The 20,883-nt window shown below is 65.6% G+C and carries 14 protein-coding genes and 1 pseudogene; 9 read left to right on the plus strand and 6 right to left on the minus strand.

Going from position 1 to position 20,883, the window contains the following annotated elements; all coding sequences use genetic code 11:
* Positions 1 to 35 precede the first annotated feature (35 nt).
* From BAC01S_RS06235 to BAC01S_RS06255, 5 genes and pseudogenes are all read left to right on the plus strand, one after another.
* On the plus strand, positions 36 to 4,109 hold the full coding sequence (locus BAC01S_RS06235; RefSeq protein ID WP_156954334.1) for a hypothetical protein: 4,074 nt from the start codon (positions 36 to 38) through the stop codon (positions 4,107 to 4,109).
* Positions 4,110 to 4,237: 128 nt separating this feature from the next.
* Positions 4,238 to 6,364 carry a hypothetical protein gene (locus BAC01S_RS06240; RefSeq protein WP_027793982.1) on the plus strand — a complete coding sequence of 709 codons (2,127 nt, stop codon included), beginning with the start codon at positions 4,238 to 4,240 and terminating at the stop codon, positions 6,362 to 6,364.
* Positions 6,365 to 6,539: 175 nt separating this feature from the next.
* Entirely contained in the window at positions 6,540 to 7,631 is a 1,092-nt protein-coding gene (gene serC, locus BAC01S_RS06245; RefSeq protein WP_027793983.1) for a 3-phosphoserine/phosphohydroxythreonine transaminase, read from the plus strand.
* Between the two features lie 48 nt (positions 7,632 to 7,679).
* Positions 7,680 to 7,841 (plus strand): annotated as a pseudogene (locus BAC01S_RS35910) (hypothetical protein); the annotation flags it as partial.
* A gap of 126 nt (positions 7,842 to 7,967) precedes the next feature.
* The gene (locus BAC01S_RS06255) at positions 7,968 to 9,101 is read left to right on the plus strand and encodes an ATP-grasp domain-containing protein (protein WP_027793985.1); all 1,134 of its coding nucleotides are present in this window, start codon (positions 7,968 to 7,970) and stop codon (positions 9,099 to 9,101) included.
* Between the two features lie 34 nt (positions 9,102 to 9,135).
* Here the strand turns inward: BAC01S_RS06255 and BAC01S_RS30495 are convergent, their stop codons facing one another.
* Positions 9,136 to 10,839: a tetratricopeptide repeat-containing sulfotransferase family protein gene (locus BAC01S_RS30495; protein WP_052408705.1), complete on the minus strand. Its 1,704-nt coding sequence runs from the start codon at positions 10,837 to 10,839 to the stop codon at positions 9,136 to 9,138.
* A gap of 115 nt (positions 10,840 to 10,954) precedes the next feature.
* A complete protein-coding gene (locus tag BAC01S_RS30500; RefSeq protein WP_043201354.1) occupies positions 10,955 to 11,911 on the minus strand; it encodes a LysR substrate-binding domain-containing protein in 957 nt (318 codons plus the stop codon).
* Positions 11,912 to 12,084: 173 nt separating this feature from the next.
* Between BAC01S_RS30500 and BAC01S_RS30505 the strand changes: the two genes are divergently transcribed.
* The 4 genes from BAC01S_RS30505 (at position 12,085) to BAC01S_RS06285 (ending at position 16,864) form a co-directional block, all read left to right on the plus strand.
* Complete coding sequence (locus tag BAC01S_RS30505; protein WP_043201357.1) at positions 12,085 to 13,464, plus strand: MFS transporter; 1,380 nt, start codon at positions 12,085 to 12,087, stop codon at positions 13,462 to 13,464.
* A 63-nt stretch (positions 13,465 to 13,527) separates the two neighbouring features.
* A complete protein-coding gene (locus tag BAC01S_RS30510) occupies positions 13,528 to 14,802 on the plus strand; it encodes a CaiB/BaiF CoA transferase family protein (RefSeq protein ID WP_043201359.1) in 1,275 nt (424 codons plus the stop codon).
* Between the two features lie 18 nt (positions 14,803 to 14,820).
* Positions 14,821 to 15,642, plus strand: a complete 822-nt coding sequence (locus BAC01S_RS06280) for an enoyl-CoA hydratase/isomerase family protein (protein WP_218001630.1) — start codon at positions 14,821 to 14,823, stop codon at positions 15,640 to 15,642.
* 58 nt (positions 15,643 to 15,700) lie between these two features.
* Complete coding sequence (locus BAC01S_RS06285; RefSeq protein WP_027793987.1) at positions 15,701 to 16,864, plus strand: iron-containing alcohol dehydrogenase; 1,164 nt, start codon at positions 15,701 to 15,703, stop codon at positions 16,862 to 16,864.
* Between the two features lie 93 nt (positions 16,865 to 16,957).
* On the opposite strand, the gene BAC01S_RS06290 is transcribed toward BAC01S_RS06285, so the two are convergent.
* From BAC01S_RS06290 to BAC01S_RS06305, 4 genes are all read right to left on the minus strand, one after another.
* Complete coding sequence (locus tag BAC01S_RS06290; RefSeq protein ID WP_245616516.1) at positions 16,958 to 18,187, minus strand: glycoside hydrolase family 88 protein; 1,230 nt, start codon at positions 18,185 to 18,187, stop codon at positions 16,958 to 16,960.
* Positions 18,188 to 18,258: 71 nt separating this feature from the next.
* Positions 18,259 to 19,155: a helix-turn-helix domain-containing protein gene (locus BAC01S_RS06295; protein ID WP_027793989.1), complete on the minus strand. Its 897-nt coding sequence runs from the start codon at positions 19,153 to 19,155 to the stop codon at positions 18,259 to 18,261.
* A 63-nt stretch (positions 19,156 to 19,218) separates the two neighbouring features.
* Positions 19,219 to 19,692: a MaoC family dehydratase gene (locus BAC01S_RS06300; RefSeq protein ID WP_027793990.1), complete on the minus strand. Its 474-nt coding sequence runs from the start codon at positions 19,690 to 19,692 to the stop codon at positions 19,219 to 19,221.
* Positions 19,689 to 20,882, minus strand: a complete 1,194-nt coding sequence (locus tag BAC01S_RS06305) for a CaiB/BaiF CoA transferase family protein (RefSeq protein ID WP_027793991.1) — start codon at positions 20,880 to 20,882, stop codon at positions 19,689 to 19,691. Before BAC01S_RS06305 ends, BAC01S_RS06300 begins: the two co-directional genes overlap by 4 nt.
* Position 20,883: the final 1 nt, after the last annotated feature.

Here is a 20,883-nt window from a genome sequence, read left to right on the forward strand (position 1 = left end):
ATAGTGGAGGTGTCCCCTAACCACCTGGCTTCGAGATGACCTTATCCGCCATTACGCAGCGATTGCGTGCGCTGCGCACCGAAACCGCACCGACGGAGCAGAATGCGCGCACCAATGCGGCGGCCACGCCGCAGCCCGCGCCCGAAAAGAGCGGCGGTCTGCTGGCCGGCCTGAAGAAGCTTCCGCTCGACATGCCCGCGGGGTCGATGTACCGGCTGACGAAAAAAGGCCCGGTGACGCTGCCGCATCACAAGAAGCCGGAGAGGAACGCCATCACTATGCCGGCACTCGAACTGGCGGCCGAGCCGGACATCCAGGCGCTCGCCTACCCGCCCGCGCCCAAGGGAACGAAACGGGTTCGGTCCGATATGAAAAAAGCGGCCGGCGCGTTCAATCAGGCCGATGCGGCGGCAACGGCCCAGGCGCCAGGCGCGCAGGGCGACGTGATCGAGGCCGCGGTGAACCGGTGCTTCCCGAACATCGATCCTGGTCCCGACGCGGCGCGGCTCTCCGAACTGCACAAGAAGCGCCTCCTGCGGGACGTGCGCAATGCGCTGCCGGAAGAGGGAACGGTGCCGGACGAAGTGCGCGAAGCGCAGGGCGAATTGTTGCTGCAGGCGCTTGCCGAAGCGACCGGCGGTCTTCCGGGCATGGCCCGCAATACGTTTCGACGCATGCAGCAAGGCCTGGAATTCACGAACCAGCCGGGCGTCGGCGCCGTGCCGGATCGCGCCACCCGGGACGCGTGGCGGACCGCGCAGCTTCTTTCTCAGACGGCGAACGGCTACGACTGCCTGCGAAGCCTCGTGGGCCGCAACGCCGCCGGCCATGGCCGCGCGTGGCCGCAAGGCGACGCGGATGCGGCCCGGTACGCGCCGAAAGTCTGGTTGCAGGCCGCCAACGAACTCGTCAAGGCGACCGGGTGCGCGGCGGACCCGGCGAGCATCGCGCAAACGGCGGCGACCCCCGGTGTGCGAGGAGCCCACGCGGCATGGGTCGCGCAAGCCGCGGCGAAGCTGTGGCAGGCCGGCAGCGCGGACGGCCTCACCGACGACGACAAGGGGGCGCTGTTCGCCGGCCGGCAAGGCTTTTTGTCCGATGGGGAGGGCACGCCGTTCGCACTGACCAAAAGCCGGATCGAGCGCTTCGTCAACCATACCATTCCCCGGGCGGCGTCGGACCGCCCCGAGCTGGAGCCTGCCGACGGCGAGGCGGCCGTTCCTGTCGCGCCGCGTCGTAAGGGCTACGAAGCATTGACGGTGCGGCCGTTCGGCTATGGGAAGACCGCCGTTGCCGGGATGAACCAGGGTGTCGAAGGAGCCAGCGCCGATACGTGGGCGAAGGACAAAGACACGCTGAACAACGCGGTCCGGGGCCTGTTCGTCGCGATGGACGGCAACCCGGTCCGCCCCGAGCAGGGCAGCAGCAAGCTGCGCAAGGACAGCAGCGCGCTTCATCAGGTGGTCGAGGAGGCCGAGCTTGCCGCGCTCGCCCAACGTTCGGATCCGGCTAACCCGACGATCGGGATGGGAACGAAACTCGACGACGCCACACTCGACGATATCGTGCGGCGGGTCGCGGCGAAGCTTGGCGGAGAAGGGGAGGGAATCGAAGGGCTGGCCCGGCGCGCGGTGCAACGGCCGGGCCAGCCGGCAGCGGAGGGAGCCGGCGGCAGCCCCGGCCGGCGAGAGCAGCGCGTTCGCGACATGCTGACGGCGTTCCGCGACAAACTGGCGGCGGACAACCCCGATCCTGCCGCGCGCGCGGCCGCCCGCAAGCTCGTGCGCAAGTACCTGAGCAACGGCTCGGACGTCGTCGATACGGCGAAGGTGGACAAGCTGCGCTCGCGCTTCGGAGCCGGGCTGTCCGAGGCCGGGCAGAAGCATCTCGCCACGTACGAGCGCATTGGGCTCGGCAAGCCGATCACACCCGGCCGGAAGACCAGCGACACGGCGCTCGACGGCGCGATGAGCGCCATGCTCGTAGCGATGGACGGCGGCAACCGGAACCCGGCGCCCCCCGCGCCGGGCGGGCGCAACCTGCTGCGCAAGGATAGTGCCGCGCTCCGTCACATCGTGGCGAACGCTGAGCTCGGGGCGCTCGCGGCCCTTGCGCGCCCGGCCACGCAGGCAGAAGGTCAGGCGGCGCAACCTGCCAGGCAGCCGGTCGCGTTCGGCATGAAGCTCGACGACAACACGCTCGACGACATCGGCCGGCGCGTCGCGCAAGCGCTCGACAACGAAGGGGCGATCGACGACATCGCGCGGACCATGGCGCAGCAGTCGGGCAGGGGGCCGCGGCGCGAGGCGCGCATTCGCGACGCGCTGACCGCGTTCCGCCGCAAGCTGACCGTGAACGACGATCCGCGCACGCACGCAGCCGCCCGCAAGGCCGTGCGCAAATACCTGGCCAACAACGGCTCGGACGTCGTCGACGCGGCAACGATCGACGAGCTGCGCTCGCGCTTCGGCAACGGGCTGCCGCCCGAAGGCGATCCGGCGCGCGCCGGTCTGCAGAGGCAGATCGGCACGTACGATCGTCTTTCGCTCGCGAGGACCGAGGCGCCCAAAGGCACGGCGACGGAGGACTACAACGAGGCGGCGGACCGCATTGTCGACGCGCTCGGCGGCAGCGGCAAGGCGATCATGACCGACGGCGGACAGTTCGGCGTCTACGTGCGCGGTCTCAGCGCCGCCAAGGCGACCGGGGTGGGGAAGCTCATCTCGCCGCGGCTCAATTTCCAGTGGCTGCATGGCAACCAGTCGATTCTTGCGTTCAGCCGCTCGACGGCCGCGTATGCCGTGAGCTTCGGCACCCAGCAGCGCGATAGCTATGGCGCCGGCGTCGGGCTGCAGGTGGGCCCGAGCTTCGGCGCCGTGCGCGTTGCGGGAAACGTCGACGCCGTCTATCAGGCGGACACCACGCATCAGCACACCGTCGACATCAGCGTGGCGCGCAAGCTGGCGGCCCCCGCCGCCGATCGACCGCTCGACCTCGACGCGAAGACCGACGACAAAAGGGCCAGGGATCAGGCGAAGGAGGTCAACGACTTTCTGTTCGGGAACGCCGGCAAAGGCAAGAGCGAACGCGCGCTGTGGAACGAGATGGGGCGCCGCTTTTTCGATCACGACGACGTCTCCGTCTCCTGGAACGGTCAGAGCGGCAGCGTGCACCGCGCCGACGTCGTGGCCGATGCGCGCGCGAGCGCAAAATTCGGGCTGACCTCCAAAGGCTATATGCGGATCAACGCGTACGCCGGCGGCGCCGTGCGTCACGTGACCGGCGCCACGCTCGACACGGCCGACGAAGCGGGGCAGACGAGGATCGAGTCCCACCGCTTCGGCAAGGGCACCCGCGTGAGCGCCCAGGCCGCCGCGAGCGTCACCGTCGGCGGCGAGGTGCAGCGCGGCAGCGCGAGCGACCCGACCGACATCGCAACGGTTTCGGCCCCGGCGGTGAACGTGATCGGGATCGAGATGCAGGTGGCCGACACGTTCCAGCAGGCGAAGGTGACGCTCGTGCGCGACAACGGCAAGCTGCGGCTCAACGGATCGAACGCCGACGTCGAAGTGCCGTTTTCCACGTACAAGAAAGAGCTGCTCGGCAATCCGGCGTGGCGGCTGGCGTTCGGCGTGGGCAGCCACATCGGGCCGCGCGATCCGATGCCCACCGGGGACGCGTTGAGGCAGGCGCTGGACGACGGCGGCCGCAGGATCGAGGCGTACCTGAACGAGCTGGAGCCCAACGTCACGCAGAACCTCAAGTTCGTCCTCCGGCGACGTATTCGCGCCCATGCCGCCGCCAAAGCCGACGCGCTCGCCGACCGGATCGCCGCGATGAAGGCACGCGACCCCAACGACGAGACGGGCGAGATCCGCAAGCTGACGACGCAGCGCGACGCGTTGCTCAAGCGCGACGACTCGTGGCTGCCAACGGAATTGCTGCCGGTGCAGACGACCGAGCGGCAGGCGCTGAAGGGGCCGCGGGTTGGCGGCATCCAGACCGCGTTGCAAAGTAGCGCGCGCGGCGAGGTCGAGGTGAGCGGGCTGAAACTGGCGCCTCTGCGCTGCGACGAGCTGGATCGCGTCTGGCCGATGCAGAACGATTGAGCCGGCTGAGCCGGGCTTCGCTTCGTGCTTCACCGCTTCGCGTCATGAAATTGACACTCAGCCTTCTGGCCATACGCTCTCGTTCATCACCTGCGCGCAACCGCGCGCTTCGAACAAGGAGCGAGACTATGGGATCGACTGCGATTAACGGCGGCACGTCTGCCGCCACCGACTTGCACGTGCAACAGGACACGCCCGTTACCGTTACGCCGGACCGTGCGCGTTCCGGCCTCGTCCGGTCGAATTCGGTGCCGGCGTCGTTCGGCGGATTGGAGCGGATGCAGAATCGCCCCGCCGGTGGCGCACAGAGCGCCCCGCCCTCGCGGCGCGCTTCGCTCGGCGCGCTCGTCGCGCCCTTGCACGGCGCGGCGCCGTCGGCACCGGCGTCGCCCCTGCTTTCGCCGTCCTCGAGTCACGACGATATCGCGGACCTCGACGACGACACGCTCGATCCGCTCGAACGCACCCAGGCCCGGGAAATCGCCAACATGCTGTTCGCCGCCATCACAGGCCTTGCGACGCAGACGATGCACGGCGGCCGGCTCGCAGCGAATCCGGTCGGCATGAATACGCGTTCGCTGGAGGAGATGGAAGCGGGCCTTCGCACTGCCGGCGATGTCTTGCCGGGGCTTTACAACCTGCTGCTGGCGTCCTCCGACGACAGCGAGCGCTTCAGCGAGATGCCCGGCGTATCGGGCAACGGCACGCCGGCGCATGGTGGGACTGCATCGCCCGCATCGACGCGCCCGGCGACACCGGCACAAACATCGGCACAAACACCGGCACCGGTACAGACGCCGCAACCCGCTCCGCAGGGCGCGCTGGTGGAGGAGCATCGTCAGGTGCCGCCGGTCGAATCGGGACGTGAGTCGCCTGCCTCCAGCGTGGGCGCACACGGCATGGAGTTCGACGCGATTCCCCTGGTGCCGGTTCCGAGGCGCCCGTCTGTGTCGTCCTTGCCGGCGCGTCTGTATCCCCTGGAAACCGAAAGCGACGACGTTGCGGACACGCCGGCGAGCATCGCCGAGCCGCCCGCGCGCACGCCGTCCCCCGCGCTGACCGCGGATACGGCATCCTCCGGGTCGAGCGCGCACACGCCTCCCCCGACCGTGCACGTACCGCCTCCGCCCCCACATGTACCGCCTCCGCTCGCGCATGTACCGCCTCCGCCTGCACACACACCGCCCGCGCCCCCGCCCGCGCCGCATCCGGCCGCCGCGCCGACGGCGGCCGCGGGCGCCCTGCCGCCGCTTCCGACGAACATCGACGGAGCCCTGGAGCGCTGGGCCAAAAACGCAATCAAGGTGGTGGGTCATCGGGCGTTTTCGGTGGGGGTCGCGACCGGCATTCGCGAAGCGCTCAATTACGGTGTCGAAGCGCTGGTGCAGAGCACGCATGCCAGCGACGAGGTCAAGACCGGCGTGGCCGCAACGATGATGGGCGTCGTCATCCTCGCGAATATCGGCTCGGCGGCCTACCGTATTCACAGGGGCGATTCGCGCTGGAGCTATGCGGGCAATGCGGCGCAGGCTGCGTCGCTAACCGCGGCGCTGATCGGCGCGCTCAAGGCGGGAACCTTGAAGGATCAGGTATCGAGTCTCGCGAAAGTGGGCGGCTATTCGGCGGTCCGCGATCTGATGACGATGATCGTGCCGCTCAAGGACAATCTCCATCCGAATCCGGACCCCATCGTCACGCAGATGATCAATTCGGCGTTCTACACCGTCAATCAGTTCCTAGTGAACAGTGCCCAGAGCTTCCACGGCATTTCCGGCGCCGGCATCTACGACGGCCTGCACGGCAATCAAACGTTGACCGAAAAGGAGCGCTCGTCGTTTATCAAGGACAGCGCGAAAGGAATGGCCGTGTACGTCGCGGCCAATACGGCGGGCGAAATCGTCGATTCGATCATGCCCAGAATGATTCAATACCGCTTGCAGCACGGCACCTTCGACGGCATGAGCAACCTTGAGCTCAATCTCGGGATCGGCGAACCCGACAGCCTGTCCAGCACGATGCTGGACGCCGTCGTTCCCCGCCTGTCGCTGTTCGACACCGTGTATGCGGGAACATCGGCGCTCAACACGCGCACCAATACGCCGGGTATCGGCGAGCAGGGCGCCTCGTATCTGGACAACTTCACGAGTGCGCTGATGATCGCGACGCTTTGCATTCCCTATGCGATGACCGGCGCGAGAAAGACAAGCAATGCGGTGCGCGCGATGCTCGACAGTCTTCGTGACGGCCAGGTCTAGCCGCCATGAGCCGCCGTCTCGTTCCGCGGCATGGTCGGTTCCGGCATACCTTCGTATGCCGCCATGCCTCTTCGCACCGGCCAGTGGCGGTGGCTTCCATTTCATTCATACTTCGTTCATGCGTGGTCTACCCGTCGTAGCGAACGATGTTGCATATTCCCGAGCGAGGCGCAAATTGGATCTTCAATACAACTTCTCCGGCGGACCGGGCGCTCTTCCGCTGCCGGTCCTGATGCAGGCGCAGCAGGCCATCCAGATGGTTCCGGAAGCCGGTCTCTCCGTGCTGGGAATCAGCCACCGTTCAGACTGGTTTCGCGAAACGCTCGACGAAGCCGAAGCGAATATCCGCCGCCTGCTGGCGATTCCGCCGAACTATCACGTTCTCTTTCTGCAGGGCGGCAGCACCTTGCAGTTCGCGATGCTGGCGATGAACTTCGGCGAAATGGGGGACAGCGCGCCGTCGTATGTGTCGTCGGGATACTGGAGTCGCAAGAGCGTATCCGACTCCGGCGCCGCGGCTCGACTGCAGGTTGCGTGGGATGGCGAATCCAGCGGCTATCGGCGCGTTCCCAAGGCTTCGGAACTCAAGCTCTATCCCGGCACCAGCTACCTGCACTACGTTTCGAACGAAACGGTGGAAGGGCTGCAGATTTTCGACACGCTTTCCGCCGGCGATACGCCGGTCTTTTGCGACATGTCTTCCGATTTCATGTCGCGGCCGGTCGATATCGCCCGCTACGCGATGATCTATGCCCATGCGCAGAAAAACCTCGGGCCGGCGGGCGTGACGATTGCGATTCTGCGCGACGACATCGTCGAGCGGGCGCAAACGGGGCTGGCCAAAATCCTCGACTACCGGACCCACATCGACGCCCGCTCGATCTACAACACGCCGCCGGTATTTTCCATTTATATCGTGCTGCTGGTGACGCGCTGGATTGCCGAGACCTTCGGCAGCCTCGCGGGACTCGATGCGGCGAACCGGAAAAAGGCCGATCTGCTTTATCGCGTGCTCGATGCCGAGCCGGAGTTTTACGTGGCGCACGCAGAACGCGATTCGCGCTCGCTGATGAACGTCACGTTCAATTGCCGCACGCCCGAGCTCACCGCGCGGTTTCTGCGCGAGGCGCGGGCCGCCGGCCTGCATGGGCTGGAGGGCCACCGTTCGATAGGCGGCGTGCGCGCCTCGCTGTACAACGCGCTGACCGGGCACGAGGCCGGTGCGCTGGCTTCGTTCATGCAGGATTTCCACCACCGGCATTCCTGATTGCACCCGCTGACTGCACCCCTGATCGCACCTCTATCGGCCCACACCATGTCCCTCGACACTCTCTTGTCAGAAGCGCTCGCGCATTCCCGGGCAAAGCGGTTCGATCTTCTGGAACCGGTCCTGCGGCAGATACTCGCTGCCGAGCCGCGCCACCCCATAGCCAGCCTCGAACTCGCGCGGGTGATGATTCTCGAACACCGCTTCGACGACGCGGTCGACGTGCTCGATCCGCTTGCCAACGACCCGGATAACGGCATTCAGGTCCACGGTGCCGATGTTCATCGAAAGCTCGCGCTGGCGCACTCATACGCGGGCAGAAAGCGCCGTGCCGTCATGCACTACCGGCGAGTTCTCGAATTCGTGCCCGACGACGGGCAGGTGTTGCACAGCATCGCGAATCTGGAGCAGGCGCTGGGGCTCGCGGACGAGGCCGCGATCACCTATCGCCGCGCGATCGAAGTGAAGCCTTTGTGGACGATGCCCGCTGCGGTATCGCCGCCGGACTTCCGGGTCCTGCTGATGTTCGCGCCGGGCGGGGGCAACACGCCGATCGACTATTTCATCAACGACGCCCGTTTCGAAAGCCATATCTTTACGGCGCTGAAAGGCGTCGAGTACGACGTCGACCTGCTGCACAACCAGACGGACGTGGTCGTCAACCTCGTTTCCGACGCCGACAACGGCCGCGCCATTCTCGGCACCGTGGAAGCGCTCGCGGAGCGGATCGGCCGGCCCGTGGTCAATCATCCGCGACTGATCGCCGGTACGGACCGCGCGACGATTTCGGCGCGTCTTGCCGGAACGGCGGGTTGTCTCGTGCCGCGCACGCGCGTGTTTTCGGAAGCCGGGTTGCGGCAATTGGCGGGCGAGGGTGCCGACGCGGCGCCGCAGTTTGCCTTGCCGTTTCCTCTGCTGGTTCGTCCGCTGGGAACCCACGGCGGCGAAGACTTCGAGAAGATGGACGACCGCGATGAGCTGGGCCGCTTCCTGAGCCGTGTCGGCGGGGAGCATTACTACGTCACGCCGTTCGTCGACTACCGGTCGGAAGACGGCTATTTCCGCAAGTACCGCTTCATTTTCGTGGGAGACGAGATTCTCCCGTACCACCTTGCGATCGACGAGAAATGGAAGATCCATCACGCGACGACGCCCATGGCGGAGTTGTCGTGGATGCAGGACGAAGAGCGGGCGTTCCTGGCCGATCCGTGGCGGGTTTTCGGCGCGCAGCAGCAATCGGCGTTGGGTTCGATCCGCAATGCGATCGGTCTCGACTACTTCGGGATCGACTGCGCGCTGACGCCGGGCGGCGAGGTTGTGGTGTTCGAGGTCAACGCGACCATGCTGGTGCACGGCAGGAACGAAAGCTTTCCGTACAAGAACGAGGCCGTCAGCCGGATCAGGCAGGCATTCCATTCGTTGCTCGAGCGGATTGCGCGCGGGGTGCGCTGCCCACCGCCGCACCCGTGAACTCGCACATTACGCGCAGGCCGAGACATGGCCTTTAGTCGTTCGCGTTGTTCGCGAGGCCGTCCAGAAGCGGCTGCAACACGGGCTGGGGCGGCCGCCAACGCTGCAACGACGATCGGAACAGGGGCCTGCGAACCTGTTGGGCGCTCATGGTCATAACGGGGCGCCGGGTTTCGTGAAACAGCATGCAGCGTTCGTCCCAGTCGAGCCCGCAATGATCGAGCATCCGGCGGACGGTGTGCTCGAAGTCGTTGACCAGGTCCTCGTACTGAATCTCGAGCAGGGCGCCTTCCGGCAAGATACGCCGCCAATGCGCCATCAAACCGGCATACGCGCGATAGTAGCGGCCAAGCTCACCTGGATCGTAGGCAAACGGGACATCGGCAAACAGCTTCGAGTAGATTGACAGGCAGGTATCCACGGGATCCCTTTGGATGTGGATCAATCTCGCACTCGGAAAAGCCAGATGAATCATGCCCAGATAGACAAAGTTAAACAGATATTTGTCTGTAGTCCTCTGATAATCCTTATTTCCTGTGGCAGCCAGTTCGACGGCCAGATCAACGCGGCGCAGGTAATCATGCGCAATCGGCGTCAACGGCATGGCCGTCATTGCGCGGATCGCGTCGACGTCGATTCTGCCGCCTGCGTTTGTGCGTGCCAGCAGCGCCCTTTCGAAGTCAGGCCGCTCTCCGAGTGCGAACACCTTGGGATGGCTGGAAAGGATCTGTTCGACCAGCGTTGAACCCGAGCGTGGCATACCTACGATAAAGATCGGGGAGCACGATGGGTGGCCCGTGCCGCGACGGGCTTCCAGAATCTCGCGCGTGATGACGTCCGGTATCCGCCGGAGCAGATCGAGCGTCAATGCTTCGTCATACTGAATGCTCGCGCGATACAGGGCGTTGGCCTTCTGAATGTGCTCGAACGACGGCTCATGGTTTCCGTTGTCGGCCAGCGCCTGCCCGAGTGCGAAGTGCAGGTGCATCTGGTTAGCCGGCGTTAGCGAATCGATATTCTTGATGCGCTCGCTCATGGAAACAACGCACGGATCGCCGATAGACAGGCGTTTCGCTTCAGCCAGAAGCCGGTAGTACGAAAAATTTTCCGGGTCGGCGGCAATCGCGCGCCGGAAGTGCAATTCGGCGCTCTCCACTTCGCCTGCCGACACCAGCGCTTTCGCCAGATTGTTGTGTATCGCCGGAACGTCCGGCGCAAGTTCGAGGGCTTGCCGCAGATGCCGAAGGGCCGCTTGCGAATCCCCCAGGTCGTTCAGGACCGTCCCCAGGTTGTTGTGCGCCTCGGAATTGCCGGGATCGAGCTGAATGGCCTTGCGGTAGTGAGCGGCGGCATCCGGCAGATTTCCCTCGAACTGAAGGGCGAGCGCCAGGTGGTAGTGAAGCATGGCAAAGTCAGGCTGCTGCGCCAGCCCTTCGCGAGCGCTCCGGACCGCCGCGGCGAACTTCTGCATCGTTAGCTGAACGATGCAGAGGCTGTTGTAGAACACCGGATTCGAGCAAGCATTGATTGCGTGCGAAATCCATGCTTCTGCAGACGCGTGCTGGTTTGCGTCAAATGCAACCAGGCCGCGCAGGTGCAAGCCTTCGGCATGTGCGGGATTGACGGCGACGAGACGTTCGAGCCACTGCGCGGCAGCGTCGAGTTTGCCCGACCGATATGCCTGTTGCGCTTCCTTGAACCAGATTTCGCTATATTGCTGTAGGAAAACAGAATCCATTTTGAAAGCGCCGCCAATGTTCCGGCAATTCAGGACGTGGTGGGAGTATAGGGGATCGCAAACTCCCTTTTCGGTCCGTGCGAAAAAATAGGAAGTTGTAATATTTCTCCCTGTTTCAACGGCCAATGCCACTCCCGGCAACGGGATGCACTCCGCGCCAATCCGACGACGACGCGAGCCTTCCCAACTCTCCCAGCAACGTATCCCGCACCACCTCCACGGCCTGCGAGACAGCCACGTCCGCAGGCATGCACAACGACAGCTCCCGTTCCAGCTTCGCATCGAGCAGCTCGCACGCGTGAATCCGGTTGCGCCGGACCTCGTCGGCGAGCGCGCTCCAGGGCAGCGCGGTCACGCCGACGCCCGACGCGACGAGATGGATCAGCAGATCCGTCGCACTGACTTCGGCGGCGAGGCGGTAAGGCAAGTGCGCGTCGGTCAGCGCGACTTCGATGCGGCTGCGGATCGTGCTGGGCGGGCTCGGCAGCAGCAGCGGATGGGTGGCCAGTTCGGCGAGGTCGATCGCGTGGCCGGCGCGACGGCCGCGCGAACGCTTCGCGCCGCGCGCGAGCACCACGAACAGGCGCTCATGGAAAAGCGGCGTGAGCGCGACGCCGCGCGAGGGTTGGGCGTCGACGGCAATCGCCAGGTCGACCGAGCCTTGCGCCGTCAACCCGACCAGTTCGGCGCTCGGCCGCTCGACCAGTTCGATCAGGATGTCCGGATAGGCCTTCAACGCGATCAGCAGCGGCGCGGCGACGATCCGCGCCGTGCTGCCCGCCATGCCCAGCACCACGCGGCCCGACGGATTGGCGATCTCGTGATCGATCGACGCGCGCATGTCGTCGATCTGCCGCAGCAGGCTGCGGGCGTGCCGGTACAGGATTTCGCCGGCCGCCGTCGCGCGCATGCCCAGCGGACCGCGCTCGAACAGCCTGCCGCCGACATCCGCCTCCAGATTGGCGAGTTGCTGGCTCAAGGCCGGCTGGGCCACGTGCAGCGTTTCCGCCGCGCGCGTCATGTTGCCGTGCTCGACAATCGCGGCGAAGTATTTCAGTTGTCGCAGTTCCATTTGCCATGCCCCTTTGCAAACCGGCCGTCGCGATGCGGGCCTCCGGTCTTCGCGGACCGGCCATAAGCGAAGCTTATTGGCCGATATCAATTTATTATTTTCCCATATCGGGCCGCTTGCCTATACTCGGTTTCACAAAAATGCCGCTCGATACGGCGCACCAGGAGACAGCCATGACCGAACCAGCCGGCGCCGTGACGCTTGACGCTTCCCAGGATGCCGTGTGCCGCAAGGTCGTCCGCCGTCTCACGCCCGTGCTGTTCCTGAGCTATCTGTTCTGTTCGATGGATCGCTTCAACATCTCGTTCGCGCAATTGCAGATGCACGAGAGCCTGAAGTTCTCCGACGCCACCTACGGTCTGGGCGCGAGTCTCTTCTTCGTGACCTACGTGCTGTTCGAAGTCCCGGCCAGCCTGCTGCTCAGGCGCTGGGGCGCGCGACGCCTGTTCTGCTCGATCATGGTCGGCTGGGGGCTGTGCTCCGCGTCGATGCTGCTGGTGCGCACGCCGCACGAGTTCTACGCGGCGCGGCTGCTGCTCGGGGTGCTCGAAGCGGGCTTCTATCCGGGTGTCATCTACTACCTCAGCGCATGGCTGCCGCAGGCGCATCGCAGCAGGGCGATCGCGATCTTCGCATCGGGCATCGTGATTGCCGGCGTGATCGTCGGCCCGCTGTCCGGCTACATCATGACGACCTTCGATGCACGCGGCGGTCTGGCCGGCTGGCAATGGCTGTTCCTGCTCGAAGGCATGCCGAGCGTGGCGATGGCGATCCTCTGCGCGATCCGTCTGAGCGATACGCCGCAAAGCGCGACCTGGCTGACGCGGCAGGAAGCGGGCACGCTGGCCGACTGCCTGCGCATCGACCGCGAGCGTTCGGGGCTGCGCCTGGGCGGCCATACGGTGGGCTCGCTGCTGCGCGAACCGAAGGTCTATCTGTTCGCGTTCGTCTTCTTCTGCGCGACCTCCGGCATCTATGCGCTCAACTTCTGGGTGCCCAGCATCATCAAGGGGCTCGGCTTCAACGATCCGCTGCATATCGGCCTGATTTCGGTGATTCCGTGGGGTACGGCCGCCATCGCGACGATCCTGATCGCGCGGCATTCGGACCGTACCGGAGAGCGCCGCTGGCACTTCGCCGCCACCGCGTTCGCCGGCGCCGTCGGTCTCGCATTGTCGGCGCTGCCCGGCATGCCGGCGTCCCTGTCGTTGGCATTCCTGAGCGTTGGCGCGGTCGGTGTCTCGGCAACTCTGCCGGTGTTCTGGTCGATGCCGAGCGCGGCCATCGCGCCGGGGCTCGTCGCGGGCGGGCTCGCGTTCATCAACAGCCTCGGCGCGTCCTCGGGCATCGTGGCGCCCTACGCGATGGGCCTGATGAAGCAGGCAACCGGCGCCATGACCTCCGGTCTCTATCTGCTCGCGGCGGTGCTGTGCGCCGGCGGCCTCGTGCTGCTCGCCATCGTGCCGGGCGCGCGGCGGGCGGGAACCACGGCCGGTGCCAACGCGGGCGCCGATGCGGCGCTTGCCGGCCGCGTCAAGACCGTCGACCGCTAAGCCACCCTTGTTCGATCATCCGGTCCGCCGCCGGGCGGCAGGCCGCACAGGAGTACGTTGCCCATGCATCCATTGCCGAACGATCTCGACCAGCCGCTTGCCGGCGTCAAGGTTCTCGAACTCTCGCAGATTCTCGCCGGCCCCACTTGCGGCCTGATGCTCGCCGACCTCGGCGCCGAGGTCATCAAGGTCGAGCGCTTTCCGCAAGGCGACGATGCGCGCCGTTATCGCCGCCAGGGCGACGACGGGCTGCCGCCGTCTTTCATGATGCTGAACCGCGGCAAGAAGTCGATCGCGCTCGACATCAAGCATCCGGCCGGCCGCGAGGCGCTGCTGCGGCTCGTCGCGAAGAGCGACATTCTCACCGAGAACTTCCGCATGGGCGTGATGGAGCGGCTCGGCCTCTCCTGCGAAGCGCTGCAGGAGATCAACCCGGCGCTCGTCTATTGCTCGATCACGGGCTATGGGCGCAGCGGGCCGCTGGCGTCGCGAGGGGGCTTCGATCTGATCCTGCAGGCGTTCGCCGGACTGATCAGCGTGACGGGCGAGGAGGGCGGGCAGCCCGTGAAGCCGGGCATTTCGGTCGCCGACGTCAACGCGGGCATCCTTGCCGCGTTCGGCGTGCTCGCCGCCTACGTGCGGCGCCTGCGCACCGGCCGCGGGCAGCGCGTCGATACCTCGCTGCTGCAGGCCTCGATGCAGCAGCTTTACTGGTATGCGGCAGCCTACTTCTCGCGCGGCATCGTGCCGAAGCCGGCCGGCACGGCGCATCCGCTGATTGCGCCTTACCAGGTCTATCGATGCAGCGACGGCGGCCTTGCGATCGGCGGTGCGAACGAAACCAACTGGAACCGCATCGCGCAGGTGCTCGGCCACCCGGAGTGGATCGAGGATCCGCGCTTCAACACGCCCGACGTCCGGCTGGCGAACCGGGGCGAACTGGAGGTGCTGATCAACGCAATCCTCGTGACCGACACGCGCGCCGCGTGGACCGAACGTCTCGAAGCGGCCCAGGTGCCGTGCGGCCCGGTGCAGACCGTGGGTGAGGCGCTCGATCACGAACAGAGCCGGGCGGTGCGCGCCGTCGTCGAGGTGCCGTCGCCGGACGGCGGCACGATGCGCGCGCTCGGCCTGCCGGTGCTGTTCGACGGCACTTCGCACGTCGCCGGTGCGCCGGCGCCGCGAGTGGGCGAAGATACGTCCGAAGTGCTGCGCAATTTCGGCTTCGGCGCGGACGAGATTCGCGCGCTGCTTGCTTCGGGCGCGGCGCACCAGTCGCCGGTGCAGGCGTCGCGCGCGGGCTCTCCCGCTGCTGCGTTCGCAGCCGCCACCTGTTGAACCGACTGGACCCGTCTTATGAAAAATCAGACCATGCCCATATCCTCATCCGACAGCCGCCCGGTGGCCGACGCGATCCAGTGCAAGATCGAAGACGGCATCGCGCTCGTCACGCTCGATCGCGCCGAGAAGCGCAACGCGCTGACACTCGCGCTATGGCGCCGGCTCGGCGAGATCTTCGTCGATCTCGGCGAGCGCCGCGACGTACGGGCCGTGGTGTTGACCGGCCGCGGCGCCAGCTTCTGCGCGGGCGCCGATATCTCCGAGTTCGGCACGGTGCGTGCCGGTGCCGAACAAGCGCTCGAATACGAAGCGGCCTATGAAGGCTGCTGCGACCGGATTGCGGCCACGCCGAAAGCGACGATCGCCGCGATCAACGGTTTCTGCATGGGCGGGGGCTGCAATGTCGCGATGTCGTGCGATTTCCGCTTTGCGGTCGCCGACGCTTCGTTCGCCATTCCGGCCGCGCGTCTGTCGATCGTTTACGGCGTCGCCGGTACGCGGCGGCTGTTGTCGCTGGTGGGCCTCTCGAACGCGAAACGGATTCTCTACTCGGCGGAAAAATTCGACGCCGCGCGTGCCTTGCAGATCGGTTTCATCGACGAGATAGCCGGCGATGCGCTGCTTGCCGCCCGGACCTTTGCCGCGCGCCTGACCGAGTGCGCGCCGCTCACGATCTCCGGCTCGAAAACGATGCTTGACGGACTCGCGTCGGGCCTCGGCACGCTCGACGAGGCGCACGTGCGTCGGCTGCTCGAAGAGGCCGCGCAGAGCCACGACTATCGCGAAGGACGCGAGGCGTTCGCGCAGAAGCGCGCCCCGCGCTTTCGCGGCGAGTGAAGCCGCCGGGCATCATCCATTGTCATTGCGCAAGCCGCCTCGAACAGGTCCACGCTCCATGTCAGGTTATACGTTTCACGCTCCTAAAACGCTCGTTGTCGAAGCGGGCGCCACCGCACGCATCGGCGAAATCGCGGGCCAGCTCGTGGGCCAGCTCGCGGCGAGTTCGGTGCTGCTCGTGTCCGACCGCGGCGTCCAACGCGCCGGTCTGCTCGATGCGCCGCTCCAGCATCTGCGGCAAACGGGCATGCGCGTCGCGACTTTCCTCGACGTCGAAGCGGACCCGTCCGCCGCCACGGTGGAAGCCGCCGCGGCCAGCGCGCGCGCCTGCCAGGCCGACTGTGTGATCGCGATAGGCGGCGGCAGTCCGATGGACGTCGCGAAGCTCGCCGCGCTGCTCGCGCGCGGCAAGGAGTCGCTCGACGCGATCTATGGCGTAGGACTCGCGCGCGGCCCGCGGTTGCCGCTGATCCTCGCGCCGACGACGGCCGGCACCGGCTCCGAAGCGACGCCCATCTCGATCGTGACGACCGGCGAAGGCACGAAGCGCGGCGTCGTGTCGGACGTGCTGCTGCCGGATATCGCCGTGCTCGACGCGAGCGTCACGCCCGGCCTGCCGAAGCACGTCAGCGCCGCGACCGGAATCGACGCGATGGTGCATGCGATCGAGGCCTATACGAGCCGCCGCCTGAAGAATCCGATTTCCGACGCGCTCGCGCGCGAGGCGCTGCGTTTGCTCAGCCTGAATCTCGAACGCGTGTGCGCGCACGGCCAGGATCTCGCCGCGCGCGAGGCGATGCTGCTCGGCGCCAATCTCGCCGGCATGGCGTTCGCGAATGCGCCGGTCGCGGCCGTGCATGCGCTCGCGTATCCGGTTGGCGCCCGTTTTCATGTGCCGCACGGCCTGTCGAATTCTCTCGTGTTGCCGGCGGTGATGCGTTTCAATCTGTCGCACGCGGCGCCGTTGTATGCGCAACTGGCGTCGATCGTGCTGCCCGCCGTGGCGGGCAGCGATACCGTGCGCGCCACGGCCTTCGTCGACTGGTTGAGCGGGCTTGCGCCCCGGCTCGGGTTGCCGGTCCGGCTCGCCGAAGTCGGGATTGCACGCGACGACCTGGCCATGCTCGCCAGCGACGCGATGGAACAGACGCGCCTGCTCGTCAACAATCCGCGCGAGGTGACGCGCGACGATGCGCTCGCGATCTATGCGGAGGTGTTGTGAGCGAAGGTGGTGAGGCGCGTTCGTTATGCCGATACGAACGGTGCGCCTACGCATGATCTTCGGCGCCCGGCAACGGGATGCACCCCGCGCCCGTCAAAGAATTGACAGGTTCGGCGCGTTGTTGGGCCTCAGGCGACCAGGATGCGCAACCCGGCAAAGCGCCTCCACGAAATAGAAGTCGCCGAACATCGTCGCGCCGTCCACGCCGATGTTGTGCGGCTTCGAATAGCATGAATTATGTAGCAGTCCATGCTGATCGTCGGACGTGAATTCCTCACGGCACAATGCCTCGAGCATGACGAGCCCCCGTTCTCCCCATTTTTTTCCGGCGGCCGCTTCGGGATGCAGGCGCGCCAGTTCAAGCAGCGCCGACGCAACGATTGCCGCGGCAGCCGTGTCCTTGATCTCGGCGTCGCGCCCGGTCGCATCGAAGTCGTAGGGGGGAACCTGGCGATTGCCCAGGCGCTTCACGTAATAGTTGGCGAGCCGTTGCGCAAGGTGCACGTATTTCAGCTTGCCGGTTTCGCGTGCCGAGTTGACGTATCCATAGATTGCCCACGCCTGCCCGCGGCTCCACGCGGACTCGTCGAAGGCGCCCTGGAAGGTATAGCCGCGCTTGCGCGCTCCGCTCTGGACGTCGTATTCAACCGCGTGATAGGTCGAATCGTCGGCGCGGATGAACGCGCGCGCCGTCATTTCCGCATGCGCGTCTGCGGCAATCCGATAGCTGCCGTCGTCGGAGAAATTCGCGGCCCAATAGAGCAGCGACAGATTGGCCATCGTGTCGATGGCCGATGCGCTGCGCCCGCGTGGATCCGATAGCGGCCCCCATGACGCGATATACGCGCCATCCCGGGTCGTCACGAGGCGTGCGCGTAATTTGTCCGCGGCTTCCAGCGCGACTTGCGCGAATTCCCGATCGCCAGTCAGATGAAAGCCCGGCACGGCGCTGCTATCGAAAATGAAACCGATGTCATGGGTATTCGGGTCTCGGGCGCGTAACGCAACCAGCTGCATACGCGTGCGCGCCCAGTCGAGAAATTGGGCGTCGCCGGTATGCAGATGAGAGGCAAGCAGGAGTCCTACCCAGAATCCGCAGAACCAGTTTCCATGGCTCCAGGCTTCGCCGTCGTATCCCGCCGAAAGAGAAACGGGCATGCGCACCCACTTGCCGTCGGGTCCGGTAACTTGAGGAAACTCGACGCCGAACGTCAGCTCGTCGCGCGCAACCCTGGCCGCCACGCGATCCAGCGTAGCGCGGAACAGGCGCGTCTGCTCCGAAGAAGCAGGGATCGATTCCGGCAATGAAGCAGCTTGAGGCACGATATCTCCTTGTGCAGGTGAGCGGGATCAGGCCCGCAGAGACGAAATGGGCGAAGCGCAGCGGCGCTGCTTCAGATGTGAAGCTTGTCCAGGCTGCGCCGGTAATCGATCGGCGAGCGTCCGGTGTGCTTGCGAAAGCAGCGGCTGAAATAGGCGGGGTCGTCGAATGACAGCATCATCGCGATTTCCGCGACGTTGACCTCGGTGTGCAGGAGCAGGCGTTTCGCTTCGAGCATGACCCGTTCACGGATCAGCTTGCTGGCGGTTCCGCCCAGCGCCTGACGGGTCGCCTCATTCAGCGCGCGTTCGGTCACGTTGAGCAGGCGGGCGTAGTCGGCCGCTTCGGTGAGCGAACGAAAGTGCTTCTCCAGCAGGCTCTTGAAGCGGCGAGACAGCAATACGTTGCGCGAAGCCCCGGCTTCCGGCGTCGCGGCCGCATTGCACATGCGGGCCACCTTGATCAGGAACACGTGCAGATAAGCCCAGATCGCATCCTGGTAGCCCACGGGCTCGCCGTGGTATTCCTCGCGGATACCCTCCATGACGCGCGTCAGCTCCCGCACCTGGGCGCCGGACAGGTAGACGCACGCGCCGAACTGGTCGAAGTCGTAAACCGGAACCTCGGTTTCCGAATGGCGGTTTTTTACGCGAAATGCAAAGAACTCGGAGGAGAAGCTGATCGAGTAGCCGAGTGTGTCGGCGGACAGATCGAGATCGTGCACCTGCCCGGGTGTCATGAAGTAAAGCGTATTGGGGCGAACGTCGTAGCGAACCGAGTCGATCACGTGCGACCCGCTGCCCGAGATGACCCACATCAGATGGTAGAAGTCATGCCGGTGCGGGTACGGCAGTGTCGACTTGAGCGCTTCGATGGGCGCGAGATGGAAGTCGGGCGACTTCACATGCGCGCCGTACTCGTAGTCCTCGATCCTGATGACAGGAACGTGGCAGCAACATACTGTTCCCACCTGTCTTCCCCCACGCGGCCATAAATAGCGATTATCCGGCGTAACGCGTTCCGCGACTGCGGGTTACGCAACCGCGATCCGTTCGACAATCGAGTCGTCGAATTTCAGTTCCTTGAGCGCGGAAAGCCCGCTCAACACGACGCGGCCATGCTGATTTCGGACCGTCGTGTCCATCACGATAATGCGCTTGGCGGGTTTCTTCTCCACCACGCACACTGTAATCGTTACGGTGTCGTCGATATAGACCGGTTCGAGGAAGCGCAATTCCTGACCCACATACGCAAATCCAGGTCCCGTCAATTCGGTGTGCGCCGCGGACACGAGTGCCGCTGTCAGCAAGCCGTGCACGACGCGCCGGCGAAACGGCGAGCGTTCGGCAAATGCCTGTTCCATATGCAGCGGATTCAGGTCGCCGGAAAGGTGCCCAAACGCGTTGACCTCCGACTCCGTGACGGTATGAACGATGACCTGGGTACGGCCGATCTCGACGTCGTCGAAGCGCAGCAGTCGCGGCCGGCTCTGTTGGTGTGCGCTCATGCGGATCTCCTTGAAGTCAGCGCGACGCCGCGATCGATCAGGTCGTCGATCTGTTCCGGCGAAAGTCCGAGTTCCGCCAGCACTTCGCGGGTATGCTGGCCCTGGCGAGGCGGATGCCTGCGCAGCGGCGGCGCCGCGCCGTTGTAGCGAACAGGATGGGCGAGCACGCGCACGGGACCGGCTTCGTCGTGTTGAAACTGCATGATCATCTGGTTGTGCGCCACCTGGGGATCCGCTTCCACCTGCTCGTAGTCGTTCACGGGCGCAAACCAGATGTCGTGCTCCGCGAAGACGTGCATCCACGCTTCGGTGGTCCGCGTCTTCAAGGCGTCGTACACGAGCCGGTTGATCTCGTCGCGACGCATCACGTCGTCTTTAGGATGCCTGAATTCGTCGAGCGCGAGGCAGTCCAGCGCGGCGGCGAGTTTGTTCGTGGGGGTGAGCGATATCGCGATCCAGCCGTCCAGCGTGCGGTATACGCCATATGGGGCGGGATGGAACCGGCTGCCGGTGGGCGGGTCGGTGCGCTTCCAGAGGGGCCCCTTGTTCATGTAGTACGTAAACGGCTCGATCTGAAGATCGAGTGCCGCGTTCAGCAGGTTGCTTTCCACGCGCGTGCCCATTCCCGTGCGCTCGCGCGCCTGCAGGGCCGCGACCACACCGAAGGCGGCCAGCACGGCCGCGTGCTGGTCCACGATCGCCGAGCCGAACGGCGTGGGCGGCGAGTCCGCCTCGCCGGAGAGCATCGTCATGCCGCTCATCGCCTGCAACAGCAGATCCTGCCCCGGTCGCTCCAGATAGGGGCCCGACGAACCGTAGCCGGTGCAGGAGCAGTACACGAGACGGGGATTGGCTTCGTGGACCGCTTCCCAGCCAAAGCCCATGCGGTCGAGAACGCCGGGGCGGTAATTTTCCACGAGGACGTCGGCCTCGCGTATCAGCTTCCAGACGAGTTCACGCGCGGCCGCTTCGCGCAAATTGAGCGATAGGCTGCGCTGGTTGCGATTCCCGAGCAGGAAGAATACGCTCACGCCCTCCACGAACGCGTCCGCGCCAGTCCAGCTACGCTCGAATGCGCCGCCCGGCGGTTCTATCTTGATCACGTCCGCGCCGACGTCGGCGAGCATCTGCACGGCGGCCGGGCCTTGCAGAAAGTGGGTGAAGCTCAGTACCTTGATGCCTTCCAGCATG

This window comes from Paraburkholderia acidipaludis NBRC 101816, from assembly GCF_000684975.1.
Taxonomy (GTDB): domain Bacteria; phylum Pseudomonadota; class Gammaproteobacteria; order Burkholderiales; family Burkholderiaceae; genus Paraburkholderia; species Paraburkholderia acidipaludis.